The sequence below is a fragment of the Paenibacillus agaridevorans genome, assembly GCF_003112455.1.
Classification (GTDB): Bacteria; Bacillota; Bacilli; order Paenibacillales; family Paenibacillaceae; genus Pristimantibacillus; species Pristimantibacillus agaridevorans.
Map to the genome: position 1 here is coordinate 146,485 of NZ_BDQX01000163.1, position 15,499 is coordinate 161,983.

A 15,499-nucleotide genomic window follows, 5' to 3' on the forward strand; every position below is an offset into this window, starting at 1 on the left:
CGTACACTCACTTCCCCTGATTTTCTTTTGGCGCCAGCTCGACGGCTGCGCGAATCGCCGCAATCATGCTTCTTTCGTCGGCCCTGTTGGATCCCGCTATATCAAATGCCGTGCCATGATCGACGGAGGTGCGAATAATGCCGCCCTTTAGTCCTACCGTAATGTTGACTCCCTCTTCGATCCCCAACACTTTGATCGGGGCATGTCCTTGGTCGTGATAGCAGGCGACCACCATGTCATAATCGCCTCGCGCCGCCAGGTAGAATAACGTATCCGCCGGATGGGGTCCCGTTGCCGCGATCCCTTCGGCCTGCGCCCTCAATATGCCCGGCAGCAGCTTCTCCTCTTCTTCTCCATTGCCGAATAAGCCATTTTCGCCCGCATGGGGATTGATCCCGCATACGGCGATCGTCGGGCGGGGATATCCGGCCCTTACCAACGTATCGTGAGCCAGCTTGATGACGGTATAGGTGCGCTCCGGATTAATCATCTCTATCGCTTTTATTAATCCCACATGCGTCGTGAGGTGAATCACCCTCAGCTTTGGCGTGGTAAGCATCATGGAGAAATCCTCCGTATCGGTCAAATGCGCCAATATCTCCGTATGCCCGGGATAGAGATGACCGCCTTTATGAAGCGCCTCTTTATTAAGCGGCGCTGTGCAGATCGCGTCAATTTCATGATTTTGCGCCATCGTAATCGCCCTTGCAATATATTGATAAGCCGCGTCCCCTGCTTGCGCCGACACTTGACCGAAAGGGAGATCCGCCGGCAATAAATCCAGATCGATACAGTCGATCTCGCCTGGCCGGAATCGACAATCCTCCATGCTCGTCACGGCATGTATAACGACCTCTGAATTCGCCAGCTCCGCAGCGCGTTTTAACATTTTGGCATCGCCTATCACAACCGGTCGACAACTTTTATAGAGCTCGGGAGCTTGCAGCGCCTTTACAATGATTTCCGGTCCTACTCCCGCACAATCGCCCATCGTAATCCCTATACAAGGTTTCATTCGCCAACCCTCATCTGAAGTGAATTTATGGATGCCCATAGCACCCTCTCGGAACCGAAGCTTCCCGCCTTGGTGACGGCGCTTATGTTTTTGCCGCCTGTTAATCTGCCGATCGGTACGCCGCTCTCGACCTCTCCGATCAAGGTCAGTTCGCTGGCGCCCAGCTGCGTGATGACCTGCTTCGCGATATCGCCGCCTGTAAGCACGATCCCCGCTACTGCTTGCTTGTCTAACAATCTGCTAGCCATTTGTCCCATAATAACCGCAATCCGGTGACTGACCTCTGACGGGCTCCACCCATGGGAGCGGCCCATCTCTTGCGCTTTAGCCACATCCTCGAGATCGGATGCGCAGTACAACGCGACGTGAGCTCCACCGGCGAGACCTGTCGAGACCAAAACGCAAACACGTTCAATCTCGTCCCGGCAGTCGTCCGGCGTTGAGACGAGACGATCGCATCGGACCATAACGCCGATGACATCGGGTTGTTGAAGCACAAATGCCACTTGCTTGCGCGATTCGGAGCTCGCGCTGCCGATCGCAAGAAGTACGGGCGACGTCCGATCGGAGTCCTTATCCTGCTCCGTTGCCATAATCGGAGCGATTGTATTTGCATCGCCGTGCAACGGCATGTACGACACCAGCCCTGCCGATCCGGACCATACGACGCGGTATTCGGTTGCCTGTACGATCCGGACAATAGCCTCCAAATCGGATTCGTCCTCCGAATCAAAGATCAGATAAGGAATTCCATCGGCTTTCAATTGATCCAGCTTACGTTTCACTTCATCGAAGCCGCGACGAATTTCGGCATAAGTGACAAAAGCGATCGGCCTATCTGTTTGTTGCGCCAGCAAACGGGGGAGGAAGGATTCCGTCACGGGTGTCTTGGGATCGTTGGCCGCCTCGGATTTATGCAGCGGCACGCCGTTTAGATAATGATACCCGTCTATGACTTGACGTCCGTTTCTGGGAAAGCCGGGCGCAATAATAACAAAATCCGGCGAGCATACATCATACATCGCGTCAAGCTCTGCGCCAATATTGCCCCTCATCGTCGAATCCATCTTCTTGTAGATGTCCCGGGCACCGTCTTGTACGACAGATCGGGCAACCGCCTGTACGCGGCGATAGGCTTCCGCCCCGCTAACCGCCCTGCTGTCGGTATCGAATACGATAGCGTCATGATCTCCGCTTGTCCTTCGCTGATCGCCAATCATCACCGACGTTCTCAAGCCGGCACGAACTAACTGCGCGCCGCTGTCATTAGCCCCCGTTAAATCATCTGCAATGATCGCGATTTTCACCCCCACACCCCCAGCTCCGTTTCCTCATCGATCTTAATCACGGTAGCGTGTTTAACCGCGGAGGGCAGCTCCATGCGGTCGTTGATCAGCTCCCAATCCCTCAGGTCGTAAGAACGATAAGCATCATAGATATCCGCTCTAAATCGGTCGACAAGCATGATCCATTCCCGTTTGCCATCGCGATCTACGTTATAGAGAGTGGGGCCTTCCGTCATATGGAAGGTTAGCAGCTCCGAGATGTCCCGTACATTCGGTCGATCAGAAGCTTCCTTATCCAGATAACAGGATCGAATCGCCTTGCATGCCGCCCCTTCATCATCATAATGCCGTTCGTCCTTATACAACATGAAGTAACAATCGCCCAAATCCGTAACGTTAGCGTCAATTACGTTATAACCGGGATCAAAAAACAGCTTCGCCTCCGAGAATGTATTAAAATCCGTCGTCGTTACAGACCAGATGCGATGATTCCGCGGACCTTCTTCCACGGTGGACGACCATACAATGCGATACGCCGCTTGAGTGGTGTCATAATAAATTTCGGGCGCCCACGTGTTCTGCGTTACCGGCATATGCTCCATAACGGGAATCAGCTTCTCGTCGCTCCAATCCGTCAGATTGCTCGAACAAGCGTAGCCAATGCTCCTGCTGCCCCAACCGTCCGTCCAGACGAGATGGAAGAGCCCGCCCTTATCCTGATAGAGGAAAGGGTCGCGCATGTTTTTTGTTCCTACGCTGGATGCAAACACAGGTTTGCCGTTATTTCGTTCCTTCCACGAGTATCCGTCCTTGCTTTCGGCGAGATACAGACTCTCATCCGCATTTTTAAAATAGCTGATCATGTACATCGTCAGCACCTCCGGGTCCTGGTGTGAAAATGAACCGGGGAGGTGTGAACACCTGCTCCCGGTCCGTCGCAAACCTATTCTTTAATCAGATTATATTGTTCGGTATATTCCTCAATGATTTTTAAACCGCCGGCTTTTTCCCAATTCGCAATCTCTTTTTTCCAGCCTTCTTCGTCAATATTGCCCATAATATATTTGACTTGGGCGTCAAGCATAATAATGTTGAGCTCCGCCCCTTTTTGGGAATAGGTTTCCGAGGAGAGCGATACCGCCGGGTTTCCGACCGCATAGTTTAAGTTGTCCACGGTGATGTCTAATGTTTTTCTCTCCAAATCGGACATATCCTTCGGAATCGACTTCCCTCCCGGGTTAATCGCCAGCAGTCTGTCACGATACGGCTTGCCTTCCAAGCGGAACAGATCTTCATCGATCACGGTCGCGTTGCCGTCTGTATTTTTCCAGTGCTTGCCTTCAATGCCGTATTGGAGAAGGGTCGCCATTGGCTCGTCCAACAGTTTATTTAAGAACGCCAGAATTTTCTTCAAATCTTCTTCCGTCTTCACGCTGGATTTCGGGAATACCAGCAATCCGTTATTGCCCAATTCGGCAGGCGCCCGCTTGCCATCCGCGCCCTGGAGAGGTTCTACGTCAACCACAGCGGTTGGAACGGTCTTGGCTACCGTGCCTTGCAGCGCAACCGCAATACCAGCCGTCCCCACCTTAATGCCAAGCTTGCCGGCATCCCAAGTGGTGCCCGCGCTGGAGTCGTCGATAACCGCAAAATCCTGATTGATCAAATTCTCGCTGTACAATTTGCGGAATAAGGTCAATACGTCGAAGTAAGTCTGGGAATAGAAGCTCGGAACAACTTTGCCGTCTTCCACTCCCCATTGATTAGGAGCTCCTTGGCTAACCGCGAGCAGATTTACGACAGAGGAAGGTCCATCGGCGAAAATTTTGTCCAGCATAATGCCATAAGAGTCCTTCTTGCCATTGCCGTCCGGATCCCCTTCGCCCATTGCTTTCACCACGTTATACCAATCATCTAATGTAACCGGCAATTCCAGATTTAATTTCTCCAGCCAGTCTTTGCGGAACGTGACGCCCGATCTGGCGAGCGAACGGAATAGCGGCACGCCGTATACTTTGCCATCTACAGACACATTCTCGTAATGAAGCGGGCTGACCTCAGCCAGATTGGGATAATCCTTGATGAGCGGGCCTACCTCCCAGAACAAACCTTCCTTCATATAACTAATGTAATTGGGCGAGTATTTAATCGTCATAATTTCAGGCAGATCTTGCGAGGCGATCATGACGTTGATCTTGTCGTCATAAGCGGAACCGGGAATCCACTGCATCGAGAAATCGACGCCGGTGTATTCTTGAAGCTTCATTTCAATCTCATTGTCTTCCTTCGGGATTTGCGTCGATTGCTCGGCAACCATTGTGATGTGGAAGGGTTTGTCCGATTTCGCGTTGTTCCCTCCTGAATTTGGCGCATTGTTGACTGTCGAATTGTCGTTCGAGCCGCAGGCAGTCAATACACTGGAAGCAGTCAGCACCGTACAGAGCAACACCGTTAACTTTTTCAAGATAAGACCTCCATTTTTTCCTTTGTATTTATTAAAAGATATCCCGCTTTGAAATGTCAAAGAGGATTATCCCTTAACCGAACCCATCATTGCGCCTTTGGCAAAGTGTTTCATCAAGAAAGGGTAAACCAGCAGGATGGGAACGGTAGCGAATACGATAACCGCCATCCTGATCGTGATCGGGTGGAAATCGGAGCGTTCCACCGCCGACTGATCGCCGAACCGGTCATTGGCCAACATGACAATATCTCTCAGCAGAACTTGAAGCGGCCACTTGCTAGAGTCGTTAATGTACAGGATCGCATTAAAGAACGTGTTCCAATGGGTTACCGCATAAAACAAACCTATGGTTGCCATCGCCGGGAGCGACAAGGGAATTACGATACGGAACAAGATGCCGAGATCATTGCATCCATCGATCTTGGCGGATTCCTCAAGTTCGTAAGGAACTTGCTGGAAAAAGTTTTTCATAATAATCAAGTTGAAGGCGCTTATGGCCCCTGGAATCATTAATGCCCATAAGGAGTCGATTAAACCTACATCCTTCACCACAAAGTAGGTAGGGATCATGCCGCCGTTAAACAACATCGTAAATAGAACGAGCAGCAATATCTTTTCTCTGCCGCGCAGATGCCGCTTGGCCAGCGGATAGGCCATCATGGAGGTAAAAAACAAATTAATAAAGGTGCCCATGAGCGTAATATAAATCGATGTCCCCAAGCTGCGCAGCAAGGTGTCTGTCGAAAAAATATAGGCATACGCCGAAAGCGAAAATTGCGTAGGGAACAGGATAAAGCCGCGTTGCGCAATTTCCTCGGGAGTCGCAAAGGAAACGGCAATGACGTAAATAAAGGGTAAAATCATGACTAATGCGACTATTGTCAAAAGCAGATAGTTCGCGCCATCGAATAATCGACTTCCCAAAGAACGATCTTTCATGGTGATCACGCCTTTCCTATCCTTTAATAAATACCTTCTTCTCCGGCTTTCTTCGCCAGCCAGTTCGTACCCAGCACCAGCACTAAGGCAAATACGGATTTAAACACCCCTACAGCCGCGCTGTAGCTATATTGCGCTTGCGTCAGCCCTTTGGTGTATACATAAGTGTCGAACACTTCCCCGACTTCCCTGTTCATGGTGTTGAGCACAAGGAAGACCTGCTCGAAACTGACATCCAGGAAATCGCCCATCTTCAATATAAACAAGATGATGATCGTACCGCGGATCCCGGGGAGCGTAATATGCCACATCTGCCTCCAGCGATTCGCGCCATCCATCTTGGCTGCTTCGTAGAGCTGCATATCGATGCCGGACAACGCCGCCAAATAAATAATCGTTCCCCAGCCCGCTTCCTTCCAGATGGTCTGCCCCGTGATCAGCGTTCTAAACCATTCTTCGCTTAGCAGGAACGGAATTTTCTCGAAGCCGAAATGAGCAATCAAATCGTTGATAATGCCGCCTTCCGTCGTTAGAAACATATAACTGATCCCCACGATGACCACCCAGGAAACAAAATGGGGAATGTAGATGACCGTTTGGATCGAGCGTTTGAACAACTCCACGCGGACCTCATTTAGCATTAACGCCAGAATGATCGGGATCGGGAAAAAGAAACAAATATTATAGAGAGCTAGAACGGCTGTATTGCGGAATAACTTAAAAAACTGCGGCTCGGAGAACAGGCGGATAAAATGCTCCAGCCCCACCCAATCGCTGCCGCTGATGCCCAGATGCGGCTTGAAGTTTTGAAAGGACATCACTAATCCCCACATCGGCCAGTATTTAAAAATAAGAAAGTATACGAGACCGGGAATCAGCATGAGATACAACCAGCTATTCTTATACAACTCTCGAAGGATATCATTCGGTTTTTCTAATCGGTTCACATTCATAGCGGTCCTCCAGTGGTTGATGGTTGAGCCGATCGATAGCGGCTGTGTTTGATAAGGCTAATTATTGCAGGGTTAGAGTAACATTCAATCTCCCGTTTTCAACTCTTTGCGTGATTAGCCCCATTTGCACCGCATTCAATATGGAATATGCTCCATTCAACTTCAACGACAAGTACGGAAATGACCGGAATTCTGCTGTGACAAAAAAATCTCTTGCGTCCGCAATGGCTGCTGGAGCAAGAGATTCTTATCTATTTGGTCCCGACTTTTTGAACACGCATTTTTACTTAATCGTTTTTCTTGTGCTCGGTTCGATATTTGCCCGGTGTTTCGCCAACAACTTTTCGGAAGGTTCGGATAAACGCCGTCGTATTGTTGTAGGATAATTTCTCGGCGATTTCCGATACCATCATATCCGTTTGCTCCAGCCAAATTTTCGCTTGATCCATGCGGAACTGGGCGACATATTCGGTAAAGTTCATGCCTACTTGCTTTTTGAACACGCGGCTTAAGTAGACGGGATGGTAATTTAGCAGATCTCCGCACATTTCCAGCGACAGATCCCGGTCATAGTGATCGCGCACGATCTTTAGCATCTCGCCCGCTACATTGGCAAATTTGGATTGCTCGCGATTAAGCAGAAACGTAATAACCGGCGCGAACACGAATTCCCCGAACCACTTGCGGATCTCCTCCGTCTGATTAAGCTGCTTCCACTCGTCCTGAATAACGGATGGATCAAATACCTCGGTAATCGGAACGCCATGCTCTTGAATGAGTTCGTATATTTTCGATAATAATTGCCTCATCAGAATTTGATATTCCTTGAAGCCAATTTGTTTGTGCGCGATCGCGTCAAGATATTTCTGGAAGGCTTCCTCCACTCGCGGCTGATCGGCAGGTTTAAAAGCTTGCAGCACTTGATTTTCCAAAGCCTTCAGTTCGATATAAGCTTTATTGTCGAATTCCAGGTTGTAGCGCAGATCGTCATAGTGCAGAATAATATCGTTGCCCAGCACGAATCGGCTCTGAATCGCCTGCAGTCCTTCCTTATAGGCGCGTTTGGCGTCCGTTATTTGATCGAAAGTATTGCTTATGCCAATGCTGACCTGCACGCTCAAATATTGGGCGACATTGGCTTTTAGTTGTTTGGCAATGTCATAAAAATAAGCGTTGGCTTCCTCTAGCGTCGGCTTGTCGCAATAGACAATGCTGACTTGGGATTGATCCAGCAATATCGGTTTAAACCAGTTCGTGTCCTGTATAATATCTTCCGCAATATTATTAATCGCGTATAACAGCAAGTCGCGGTCGGTTGCTTTATATTTGCTATCCGTTAACGTGTCGATCTGCAGCACAATAACCGCATAATATTTCCATTGAACGGAGAAGCCCAGCATCCTGCACTTGTACAGCCAGTCTTCCGGCGAATAATGATCCATAAACAATTGCAGCACCAGCAGCTCTCTCATTCGAGGGAATTGCTCTTTGACCTGCAGCTGCAGCTTTTTCTCCGAATGAAACATCGTTTTAAATCGTTCTTCTATGACGCTAAACTCGTTATGACTTTTGTCCTTGGCATCGTGATATTGTTCGCCGCCCAAATATTCGAATAATCGTTTGATGGGAGAATACAGTCTTCGGCTTCCATAATAAGAAAACACCGCCACGAGCAGGAACAAGGAAAGACAAGTGATGATCGTAATATCCGCAATCTTTCTGGTTTGCTTTTTGATTTCCGTCATGGATTCAAACGACATGTAGATCAAGTCATTGTACGACGACTGGATATAAGCAATGCCCCAGTCCTGACCGTTCAAACTGGCTCCGACAAATCCATTTGCCGAGTCTAATAAAGGCCGAAGCTCATCGGTATCCACCGCAAATTGCCCGGGTCCGGCAACAATAGGCTCATATTCGGCATCAAGCACGATCGCGTGTCCGGGTTGATCTTCGAAGAGAGAGCGGAATAAATCATTCCTGAACATCTCAATGACAAGTATGCCATCGGCATTATTGGAATTCAGGTATAAAGGAAGCTTGACGATTAAATTCACCGTATCTGACGATAACGGATTATCGGCGAACACCCAAAACATCTTCTTCGGATTTTGCGCGGCTGCATTCTTGAATTGCTCGGCATGTTCGAATTGGTTAAGCTCGTAAAAACCGTTGTTGCGAATAATCCAATTGTCCTTGAAGTGGATCAGATAAACTTCCTTGATCCCATCGTTCGCTTGAAGCGTATACAACCCTTTGGACAGATCCCAGATCTGTCTGTAATCCTTGTGCGAAATTTCTCCTCGTATCGCTTCAAGAACCAAAGAAGACCCCGCATATTGCAATGCGGAAGCCTCCAGATTCATAATCATTTGTTCCACTCTCAGCTGGTCTTGCTTCAGGATTTGAATATTGGATTGTTTCACTCTATCCTCAATATCCTTCGAAGCGATCCAATACGAGACGAAGCCTACGATAATAACCGGAATGATGCCAATCAATAAAGCAATCACAAGTATTCGATACATATAATTGGGATATCTCATGAGACCCTCCAGCCCATTATCATAGATGCACAACTCGTCTTATCGAATAATTCCCTCATCCAGCTTATAGTATTTGATCCCTTTACGCAAATACGTAAACGCCACATGGATTGCTCCATCCCTGCTCTGCAGAATCGATGGATAAGAATAACCAATCTCGTTTTCCCAATATTCTTGATCTGCGACTTGCAAGTCGAGCTTGCGCGGCCAGGTCTCCCCTTCGTCCTGGGATATGGCGATCGTTAAGGGAGTTCGCAGCGCCTTCTTAAGCGTCTGACCGTTTTTTTCGTACCACCGGAAATTATTATTCTCCAGGCTTGCCGGATTATAGATAAGCGCAAGATGATTATTGATTAATCGCACGACCTGCATGGATGAGTTATTGTTTGGAAGCTCGCTCCGTTCCGGCGCTGTCCAGGTCACGCCATAATCATGCGAACGGCTTGTATAGATCCGATCGGAATCGCGGCTGCGGAACATTGCGAACAGACTGCCATCCGGAAGCGATACGACGCTCATTTGCACGCGGCGGGACACCTCCGGAATCGTATGTTCCGTCCAAGTGTTTCCCTGATCGCCGCTAATAAATACGATGGCGTATTCATCCTCTTCCTTGCAATAATAAGCCGGCAGCAGCCAGTTGCCATTGTCCATAATGACGACGGGATGTCTCAAAAAGAAGCCTGGACCGTCGAACATGATCTCCGGATCTGACCACGTATGGCCGCGATCGGCAGAAATTCGCCGCACAACTCTTGATGTCGTCTGATTATGCGGCTCATTGGAGGTGTGCATCAGCCATAACTCTCCATTTGGTTGTTGAAAGAGAACGGGATTCTGCTCGGACCGATCCGGGTCGCAGGATAATTCAATAGGCTCGGTCCACCCGGCAGCGCCCTGCGGGAGCCGCGACATGATGATATTGGTATCGGGATTGCCTTCGGCACTCCCCGAGAACCACACGCATAGCAAGTCCCCTTGATCCAATTCGATCAAGTTCGCGCAGTGGCTCGTTAAATACCGAACAGGCAGATAAGCTTCTTCCACGCCCGGTTGATCCGGCTTCTTGCGGATGATTCCATCAAATCGGTTCATTTACATCTCCCCCAGTTTAGCTGATTAGTTGTCGATAGATGCTCTCGATGTCGTCCACTGTCAGTTGCTTCGGATTGTTGTCCATCAATCGGGTAACCTTCGAAGCCGCGATGGCCAAGTCGGGCACATCCAGATCGGTGACGCCGAAGCTTCGCAGATCCTGTGGAATGTCGAGCTCGGACGTCCACTTCGTAATTCTCTCGAGTACGCGATCCGCCGCTTCTCCGGAGGAGCAGCGATGCGAATCCGTTATCCCCATAGCGGAAGCTACAAGATTCATTCGATGCGCGATCGCATCCAGGTTAAACGCCAGCACATGCGGCAGCAGCATCGAATTCGCGACGCCATGCGGGATATTGAACTTCCCGCCGATCGGATAAGCCATCGCGTGCACGGCCGCGGTGCCCGCGCAGGTAAGCGCCATGCCGCCATACATCGATCCGAGCATCATCGCTTCGCGCGCATCCGCTTGATCGCCATGATGATAGGCCGTTTCGATGCTTTGGCTGATGAGACGCATGGATTCCAGTGCAAACATATCGCTAAACGGATTGGCTTTATTTGAGATAAACGATTCGAAGGCATGCGTAAAAGCATCCATGCCCGTTGCTGCCGTAATCGGTTTAGGCAGCCCAAGCGTAAGCAGCGGATCGATGATGACGAGTTGCGGCAGCAGGTAACGGCTGACGATTCCGATCTTGAGCTCTTGCTCCGGCAGCGTTACAATCGCATTGGGCGTTACTTCGGATCCCGTTCCGGACGTAGTCGGAATCAGAATCAAGGGAACGCCCGCTGCCGCAATTTTATCGATGCCCAGCATCTCTTCGATGGTCATTGCATTAGTCGCCAAGACAGACAAAATCTTGGCGGCATCGAGTACGCTCCCTCCCCCGATCCCCACTACCATATCGTATCCTTCGTCTTTATATTTTTCGAATATGGCAATAATAGCTTGATCCGTCGGCTCCGGCCTCACATCCGCATTTAATTGGCATGCGATGCCCGATTGCTCCAGCTGTCGAACGACCGACTCCGCGTATCCAGCCTTAACGATGGACGGCTGAGATAGAACCAGCGCGGTTCGAACCGGCGGAAGCACATTCAAATATTCGTTCAGTCTCTCCAGCGTATGGCATCCCGCCGCAATTTTGTCGGCAGTTTGAAATTGATAAGGTCGCATAAGCTCATTCCTTTGTCGATGATCGTGGAAACGTGTACTTCATCATCTGCAGTTGCTCGCTATGAAGCACCAATTCATTGTTCACGTATAAGCGATAACCTTGCTCCATGGTACCGTCCTGCGAGGCTGACTTGTTATAAGTCACACGAATGGCGTCATCGTTAATTTTCACATTATTCAGCTCGAAATGGGTTAAACCGACATGTACGGGATCGAGTACGATTCCGTCCTCCTGCACGTTTAATCCCGCAATATGCCGGATCACGAGATCAATGTAGTACGAATGATTATAATCCGCATCATCGCTGATCGGCTCTCCCGTCATACTGTCATAATGCTCCACCAAATAAGGTTTGTCGAGGTCCCGCTGCGCGTAATGCAGCATGGAGTACTCTCTGAAGGCATGTCCGAACTCCTTGTCGTAGACATGCTCCCTTCGTTTGCTCTCCTCCGCCAGCGCATCCAGGATGACGCTGTTCGTGTAAGGCCAAGTTGGACCATTCCAGACACAGCCGTTTCTTCCTTTAAAGAAATGGCCCTGCCAGCCCCCTTCGGCCGAGAATACGGGACAATCCTTGGCAACAGACGGGAAAGGATTGCGTGTCCCGAAGTAACGTTCGTCGAAGAGATAGTCCAATCCGTTTTTGTGGCGGTCATCCGTCATTCCGGCCCAATACGGGTAAAATCCGACAATATTTTTGACGTAGGCCTTCCGGTTGTCCTTATAATGCAAATCGTAGAAAAAATGACTTTCCTCGTCCCACATGCCGGATAAAACATCGGATTTAATTTGCTCTGCCTGTTCCCCAAACCTCTCAGCCTCGGGATCGTCTAACGCCAGGCATAAGTTCATGACGCCGATGCAATTTAAATAATGATAGATCGAGCGATCGACGCGTTTGAGCGGCGTTACAAGCTCCGGATCCTTGCAGTTTTTCGGGAAGTCATTAAAGTACCAATAGCTCGGCTGGTATTCCTTCCCCGTCCGATTATGTTTGTACTCGATGATTAAACGATCTTCCGCATTGCCCATCAACCGGCTTTCGCCATCTATCTGGCGCTTAAGAGAAGGCAGCAATTGCCGGGCCTTCTCCTTGTCCCTATGGATCAAATAATATTGATAGGCGCCCCATCCCATAAAATTCGCGTAAGAATGCAGCGTTTCATTTACTAACAAACAACGATACAGGCCGTCGTCATCCTGGCTTGCCATCATATTTTTCCATATGCCATCCCCGTACGAGCGATCCGGATACCATCTGGCTTCGAGCAAATGCATCGGAGCGGTAAGCGGAATAAGCTTCGAGAACTCCCAACCATGCGGGGCAAATGGCGTCTTGGACATCTTATGCGAGCGCCCTTCGTAAAAAAGCGGATATTGCAGCTGCCCTACCTTTGGATCGGCTAAATTATGTCGCATAAGAAACCAGCGGTAATGCCAGGTTTTTGTGATCAACGGTTCGTTGCATGTGAACTGGGGCGCTTGATCAAACCAGCTCTGATATTCGGCTTGATGTGCCGGGAGGATATCCTCGGCCGGTTGTTCGAGGAAGGCGGCTGCCCGCCGTTCCAGAGCGGAGGCATCATCCTGCTCCTCGATGCCCATAGCCGCGGCAATGACAAGCCGAGCCTGCTGGCCCGGCGCAAGCTCCAACCCTTCGTGCAGCCTGTTATCGCTTAGTTTTAGCACAGTCCGTATGGCGAACGGATAACGTTCTGCCGAGTAGACGCCTGACATCGTACCCTGATCCTTATTTTGCAGGATATGGGGGTCTGTCTTCAATCGGATGACGATGGCATCCGGGCCGCGATTTTCCCATGTTTGCACGGCTACCGCGCAATCGTTCCAGGTGACAAACTTATGCTCGCGCAATGACAACGAAGCGCTCTCATATTCGAAAGCCAAGTAGCTGGGATGCCAGTTCAGCTTGCAAGGCTCGAATACAGTCTCTTGATCCGATTCGACGGTGAACAACAGCGGAATATTCAATTTGTGTATAAAGTCTATCGCACCGCTAAAGCCAGGCTTGGGATCCAGATAATCCGCCCAGAGCCTGGCCCCTGTCGGGCCGAGAAGACTGGTTGTCGGCAGTGTCCTTAAACTTCTTCTGCCGCTCGCCAATTGATCATCGATCCGTGCGTTCAAAGCTGGCAACGTTTATCTCCTCCTTTGCGATGGCACCTGATTCTATATAGGCTTGGATCATCTTTGCAACCTCGCGCTTTTGGCTTTCGCCTAATCCCTTTACCGGGAATCGAGCGGGTCCCCCCGGCAATCCCAGCTGGCTCATCGCTTCTTTTAATGCCGAAGGGATGGTTCCTAATTGAAAGGAGTTGCGAAGCGGGCGAAGGGCATCTTGGGCATGTTGAGCCGCTTCCAGGTCACCGTTTGCCCAGTTGTTGTAGATCGATGCGACAAGCCGCGGAAGCACATTCGAGGTTGCCGCGATAGCGCCGGTTCCGCCAGCCATCAACGTAGGCAGGATAAGAGAATCCGTCCCCGCCAATACCGCGAACGATTCATCCGCCGCATCCAAAAGTTGCAGAATGACATCCATTCTGCCGCTGCTGTCTTTGATCCCGACAATATTCGATTCCCGAGCGAGTCTGGCTGCTGTTTGCGGTTGAATCGAGTTGCCTGTCTGATTCGGTATGTTGTAGAGAATAATCGGCAGATTAGTGGAAGCCGCAATCCGTTGGTAATGCAGAGTCAGCTCATCCTGCGAGAACGTTAGAAAGTAGGGGGTGATCACCGATACCGCATCTACGCCAACCCGCTCCATCTCTTTCGTCAAAGTAATCGTTTCATCCGTGCTTATTCCGCCTGTTCCGGCATATACGGGAATTCGCCCGGCAGCCTCTTCGACGACAATCTCGGCAATTCTGACCTTCTCTTGCTTGTTAAGCATAAGAAACTCGCCGTTCGTTCCAAGACAGAATAATCCATGCACGCCCTGCTCGATAAATCGTTGTACAAGAACACGCAGGCCCGCCTCATCCAAAGTTTGATTTTCTGTAAATGGCGTAACCATTGCCGGTATGATTCCTGCAGGTCTGATCATTTTGCGCTGCTCCTTCAGTTGAATTAGTGTTGGATCAATTAAATAATTATGAATCGTTAAATGTTGTATACATCATTTATGAGTAGTTTATCGACATCCTTCCGGTCTGTCAACAAACAATATTGCTGCGCTTATTAATCTGGTATGTTGTATGCATCATTTACTTCAACCGATTCCCCATGTTACTATACAAGGTGAAACGGCTACGGCTGCAATCATTTTATGCAAAGGAAGTTATTGCACATGGATCTGCCTAAACTCGACAACTCCAACTTATGGGACAAAACGTATTCGGTGTTGAAAGATCAAATTATACGCAGAACGTTTAAGCCCAATCAGAAATTATCCATACCTGAATTAGCGAACCAACTAGGCGTCAGCCGCACTCCTATTCGAGAAGCGCTTAATCGTCTGGAGACCGAAGGATTGATCAAAACCGTCTCCAAGGTCGGAACCTTCGTCGTAGCTATCGATGAAAAGACGCTGCTGGATATCATCGACACCCGTCTTATGCTCGAATACTGGGTGCTCGAGAACCTTCCAAAGCTATCGGCAGATGAGATTAATGGAACTCTGGCAAGTATGGAAGAGATTCTGTCGCTCACCGAAAGTACCATTCGCTCCTCTCCATTTGACTCCAATCAACTCGCCGAGTACAACCTGGCTTTTCACCTTGCTTTTATTCGAATGGGCGGGAACCAACGGAACACGGACATCTATCAGCAATTGATGAATTACCGCTTTTCGGCAGCCAAGTCCTCCCTCATAACCCAAACGATGGTGGAGACTGCGCTCGAGCAGCATTACGCGATTATCGCATCCATTCGGACCGGCGATATCGCGCTTATGCGAGAAGCCATATATACGCATCTTAACGATTCGAAAGTACGTTTGCTGGAGAATCTCAAAAACAATGGCGGAGTTATTTAGCGGCAGGCTAGCGGCCAATGGCTACTGGT

The 15,499-nt window shown here is 49.6% G+C and carries 12 protein-coding genes; 1 reads left to right on the forward strand and 11 read right to left on the reverse strand.

What is annotated here, in order from left to right:
• Window positions 1-7: 7 nt before the first annotated feature.
• From pdxA to dapA, 11 genes are all read right to left on the reverse strand, one after another.
• Complete coding sequence (gene pdxA / locus PAT3040_RS14700; RefSeq protein ID WP_108993326.1) at window positions 8-1,015, reverse strand: 4-hydroxythreonine-4-phosphate dehydrogenase PdxA; 1,008 nt, start codon at window positions 1,013-1,015, stop codon at window positions 8-10.
• Window positions 1,012-2,328: a four-carbon acid sugar kinase family protein gene (locus tag PAT3040_RS14705; protein WP_108993327.1), complete on the reverse strand. Its 1,317-nt coding sequence runs from the start codon at window positions 2,326-2,328 to the stop codon at window positions 1,012-1,014. Before PAT3040_RS14705 ends, pdxA begins: the two co-directional genes overlap by 4 nt.
• Window positions 2,319-3,170 carry a glycoside hydrolase family 43 protein gene (locus PAT3040_RS14710; RefSeq protein WP_108993328.1) on the reverse strand — a complete coding sequence of 284 codons (852 nt, stop codon included), beginning with the start codon at window positions 3,168-3,170 and terminating at the stop codon, window positions 2,319-2,321. Before PAT3040_RS14710 ends, PAT3040_RS14705 begins: the two co-directional genes overlap by 10 nt.
• Before the next feature lie 74 nt (window positions 3,171-3,244).
• Complete coding sequence (locus PAT3040_RS14715) at window positions 3,245-4,765, reverse strand: extracellular solute-binding protein (RefSeq protein WP_087568014.1); 1,521 nt, start codon at window positions 4,763-4,765, stop codon at window positions 3,245-3,247.
• 66 nt (window positions 4,766-4,831) lie between these two features.
• Window positions 4,832-5,704 (reverse strand): carbohydrate ABC transporter permease, encoded by an 873-nt coding sequence (locus tag PAT3040_RS14720; RefSeq protein ID WP_108993329.1) that lies wholly within the window; start codon window positions 5,702-5,704, stop codon window positions 4,832-4,834.
• A gap of 23 nt (window positions 5,705-5,727) precedes the next feature.
• Window positions 5,728-6,657 (reverse strand): ABC transporter permease, encoded by a 930-nt coding sequence (locus PAT3040_RS14725; protein WP_108993330.1) that lies wholly within the window; start codon window positions 6,655-6,657, stop codon window positions 5,728-5,730.
• A 287-nt stretch (window positions 6,658-6,944) separates the two neighbouring features.
• Window positions 6,945-9,203, reverse strand: coding sequence for a helix-turn-helix domain-containing protein (locus tag PAT3040_RS14730; protein ID WP_108993331.1), 2,259 nt, complete (start codon window positions 9,201-9,203; stop codon window positions 6,945-6,947).
• 39 nt (window positions 9,204-9,242) lie between these two features.
• Window positions 9,243-10,298: a sialidase family protein gene (locus PAT3040_RS14735; RefSeq protein WP_108993332.1), complete on the reverse strand. Its 1,056-nt coding sequence runs from the start codon at window positions 10,296-10,298 to the stop codon at window positions 9,243-9,245.
• Between the two features lie 16 nt (window positions 10,299-10,314).
• On the reverse strand, window positions 10,315-11,478 hold the full coding sequence (locus PAT3040_RS14740) for an iron-containing alcohol dehydrogenase (RefSeq protein WP_108993333.1): 1,164 nt from the start codon (window positions 11,476-11,478) through the stop codon (window positions 10,315-10,317).
• 4 nt (window positions 11,479-11,482) lie between these two features.
• The gene (locus PAT3040_RS14745; protein ID WP_258234981.1) at window positions 11,483-13,633 is read right to left on the reverse strand and encodes an MGH1-like glycoside hydrolase domain-containing protein; all 2,151 of its coding nucleotides are present in this window, start codon (window positions 13,631-13,633) and stop codon (window positions 11,483-11,485) included.
• Window positions 13,605-14,540 (reverse strand): 4-hydroxy-tetrahydrodipicolinate synthase, encoded by a 936-nt coding sequence (gene dapA, locus PAT3040_RS14750; RefSeq protein ID WP_108993334.1) that lies wholly within the window; start codon window positions 14,538-14,540, stop codon window positions 13,605-13,607. Before dapA ends, PAT3040_RS14745 begins: the two co-directional genes overlap by 29 nt.
• 243 nt (window positions 14,541-14,783) lie before the next feature.
• Here dapA and PAT3040_RS14755 point away from each other — a divergent pair, with 243 nt between their 5' ends.
• Window positions 14,784-15,470 (forward strand): GntR family transcriptional regulator, encoded by a 687-nt coding sequence (locus PAT3040_RS14755; RefSeq protein WP_181376623.1) that lies wholly within the window; start codon window positions 14,784-14,786, stop codon window positions 15,468-15,470.
• Window positions 15,471-15,499 lie beyond the last annotated feature (29 nt).

Excerpts from the sequence above, each read along its gene's own strand:
- PAT3040_RS14725 (WP_108993330.1), bottom strand. The coding sequence starts at position 6,657 with ATGAATGTGAACCGATTAGAAAAACCGAATGATATCCTTCGAGAGTTG.
- PAT3040_RS14710 (WP_108993328.1), bottom strand. The coding sequence starts at position 3,170 with ATGTACATGATCAGCTATTTTAAAAATGCGGATGAGAGTCTGTATCTC.
- PAT3040_RS14755 (WP_181376623.1), top strand. The coding sequence starts at position 14,784 with ATGGATCTGCCTAAACTCGACAACTCCAACTTATGGGACAAAACGTAT.
- PAT3040_RS14740 (WP_108993333.1), bottom strand. The coding sequence starts at position 11,478 with ATGCGACCTTATCAATTTCAAACTGCCGACAAAATTGCGGCGGGATGC.
- dapA (WP_108993334.1), bottom strand. The coding sequence starts at position 14,540 with ATGATCAGACCTGCAGGAATCATACCGGCAATGGTTACGCCATTTACA.
- PAT3040_RS14735 (WP_108993332.1), bottom strand. The coding sequence starts at position 10,298 with ATGAACCGATTTGATGGAATCATCCGCAAGAAGCCGGATCAACCGGGC.
- PAT3040_RS14730 (WP_108993331.1), bottom strand. The coding sequence starts at position 9,203 with ATGAGATATCCCAATTATATGTATCGAATACTTGTGATTGCTTTATTG.
- pdxA (WP_108993326.1), bottom strand. The coding sequence starts at position 1,015 with ATGAAACCTTGTATAGGGATTACGATGGGCGATTGTGCGGGAGTAGGA.
- PAT3040_RS14720 (WP_108993329.1), bottom strand. The coding sequence starts at position 5,704 with ATGAAAGATCGTTCTTTGGGAAGTCGATTATTCGATGGCGCGAACTAT.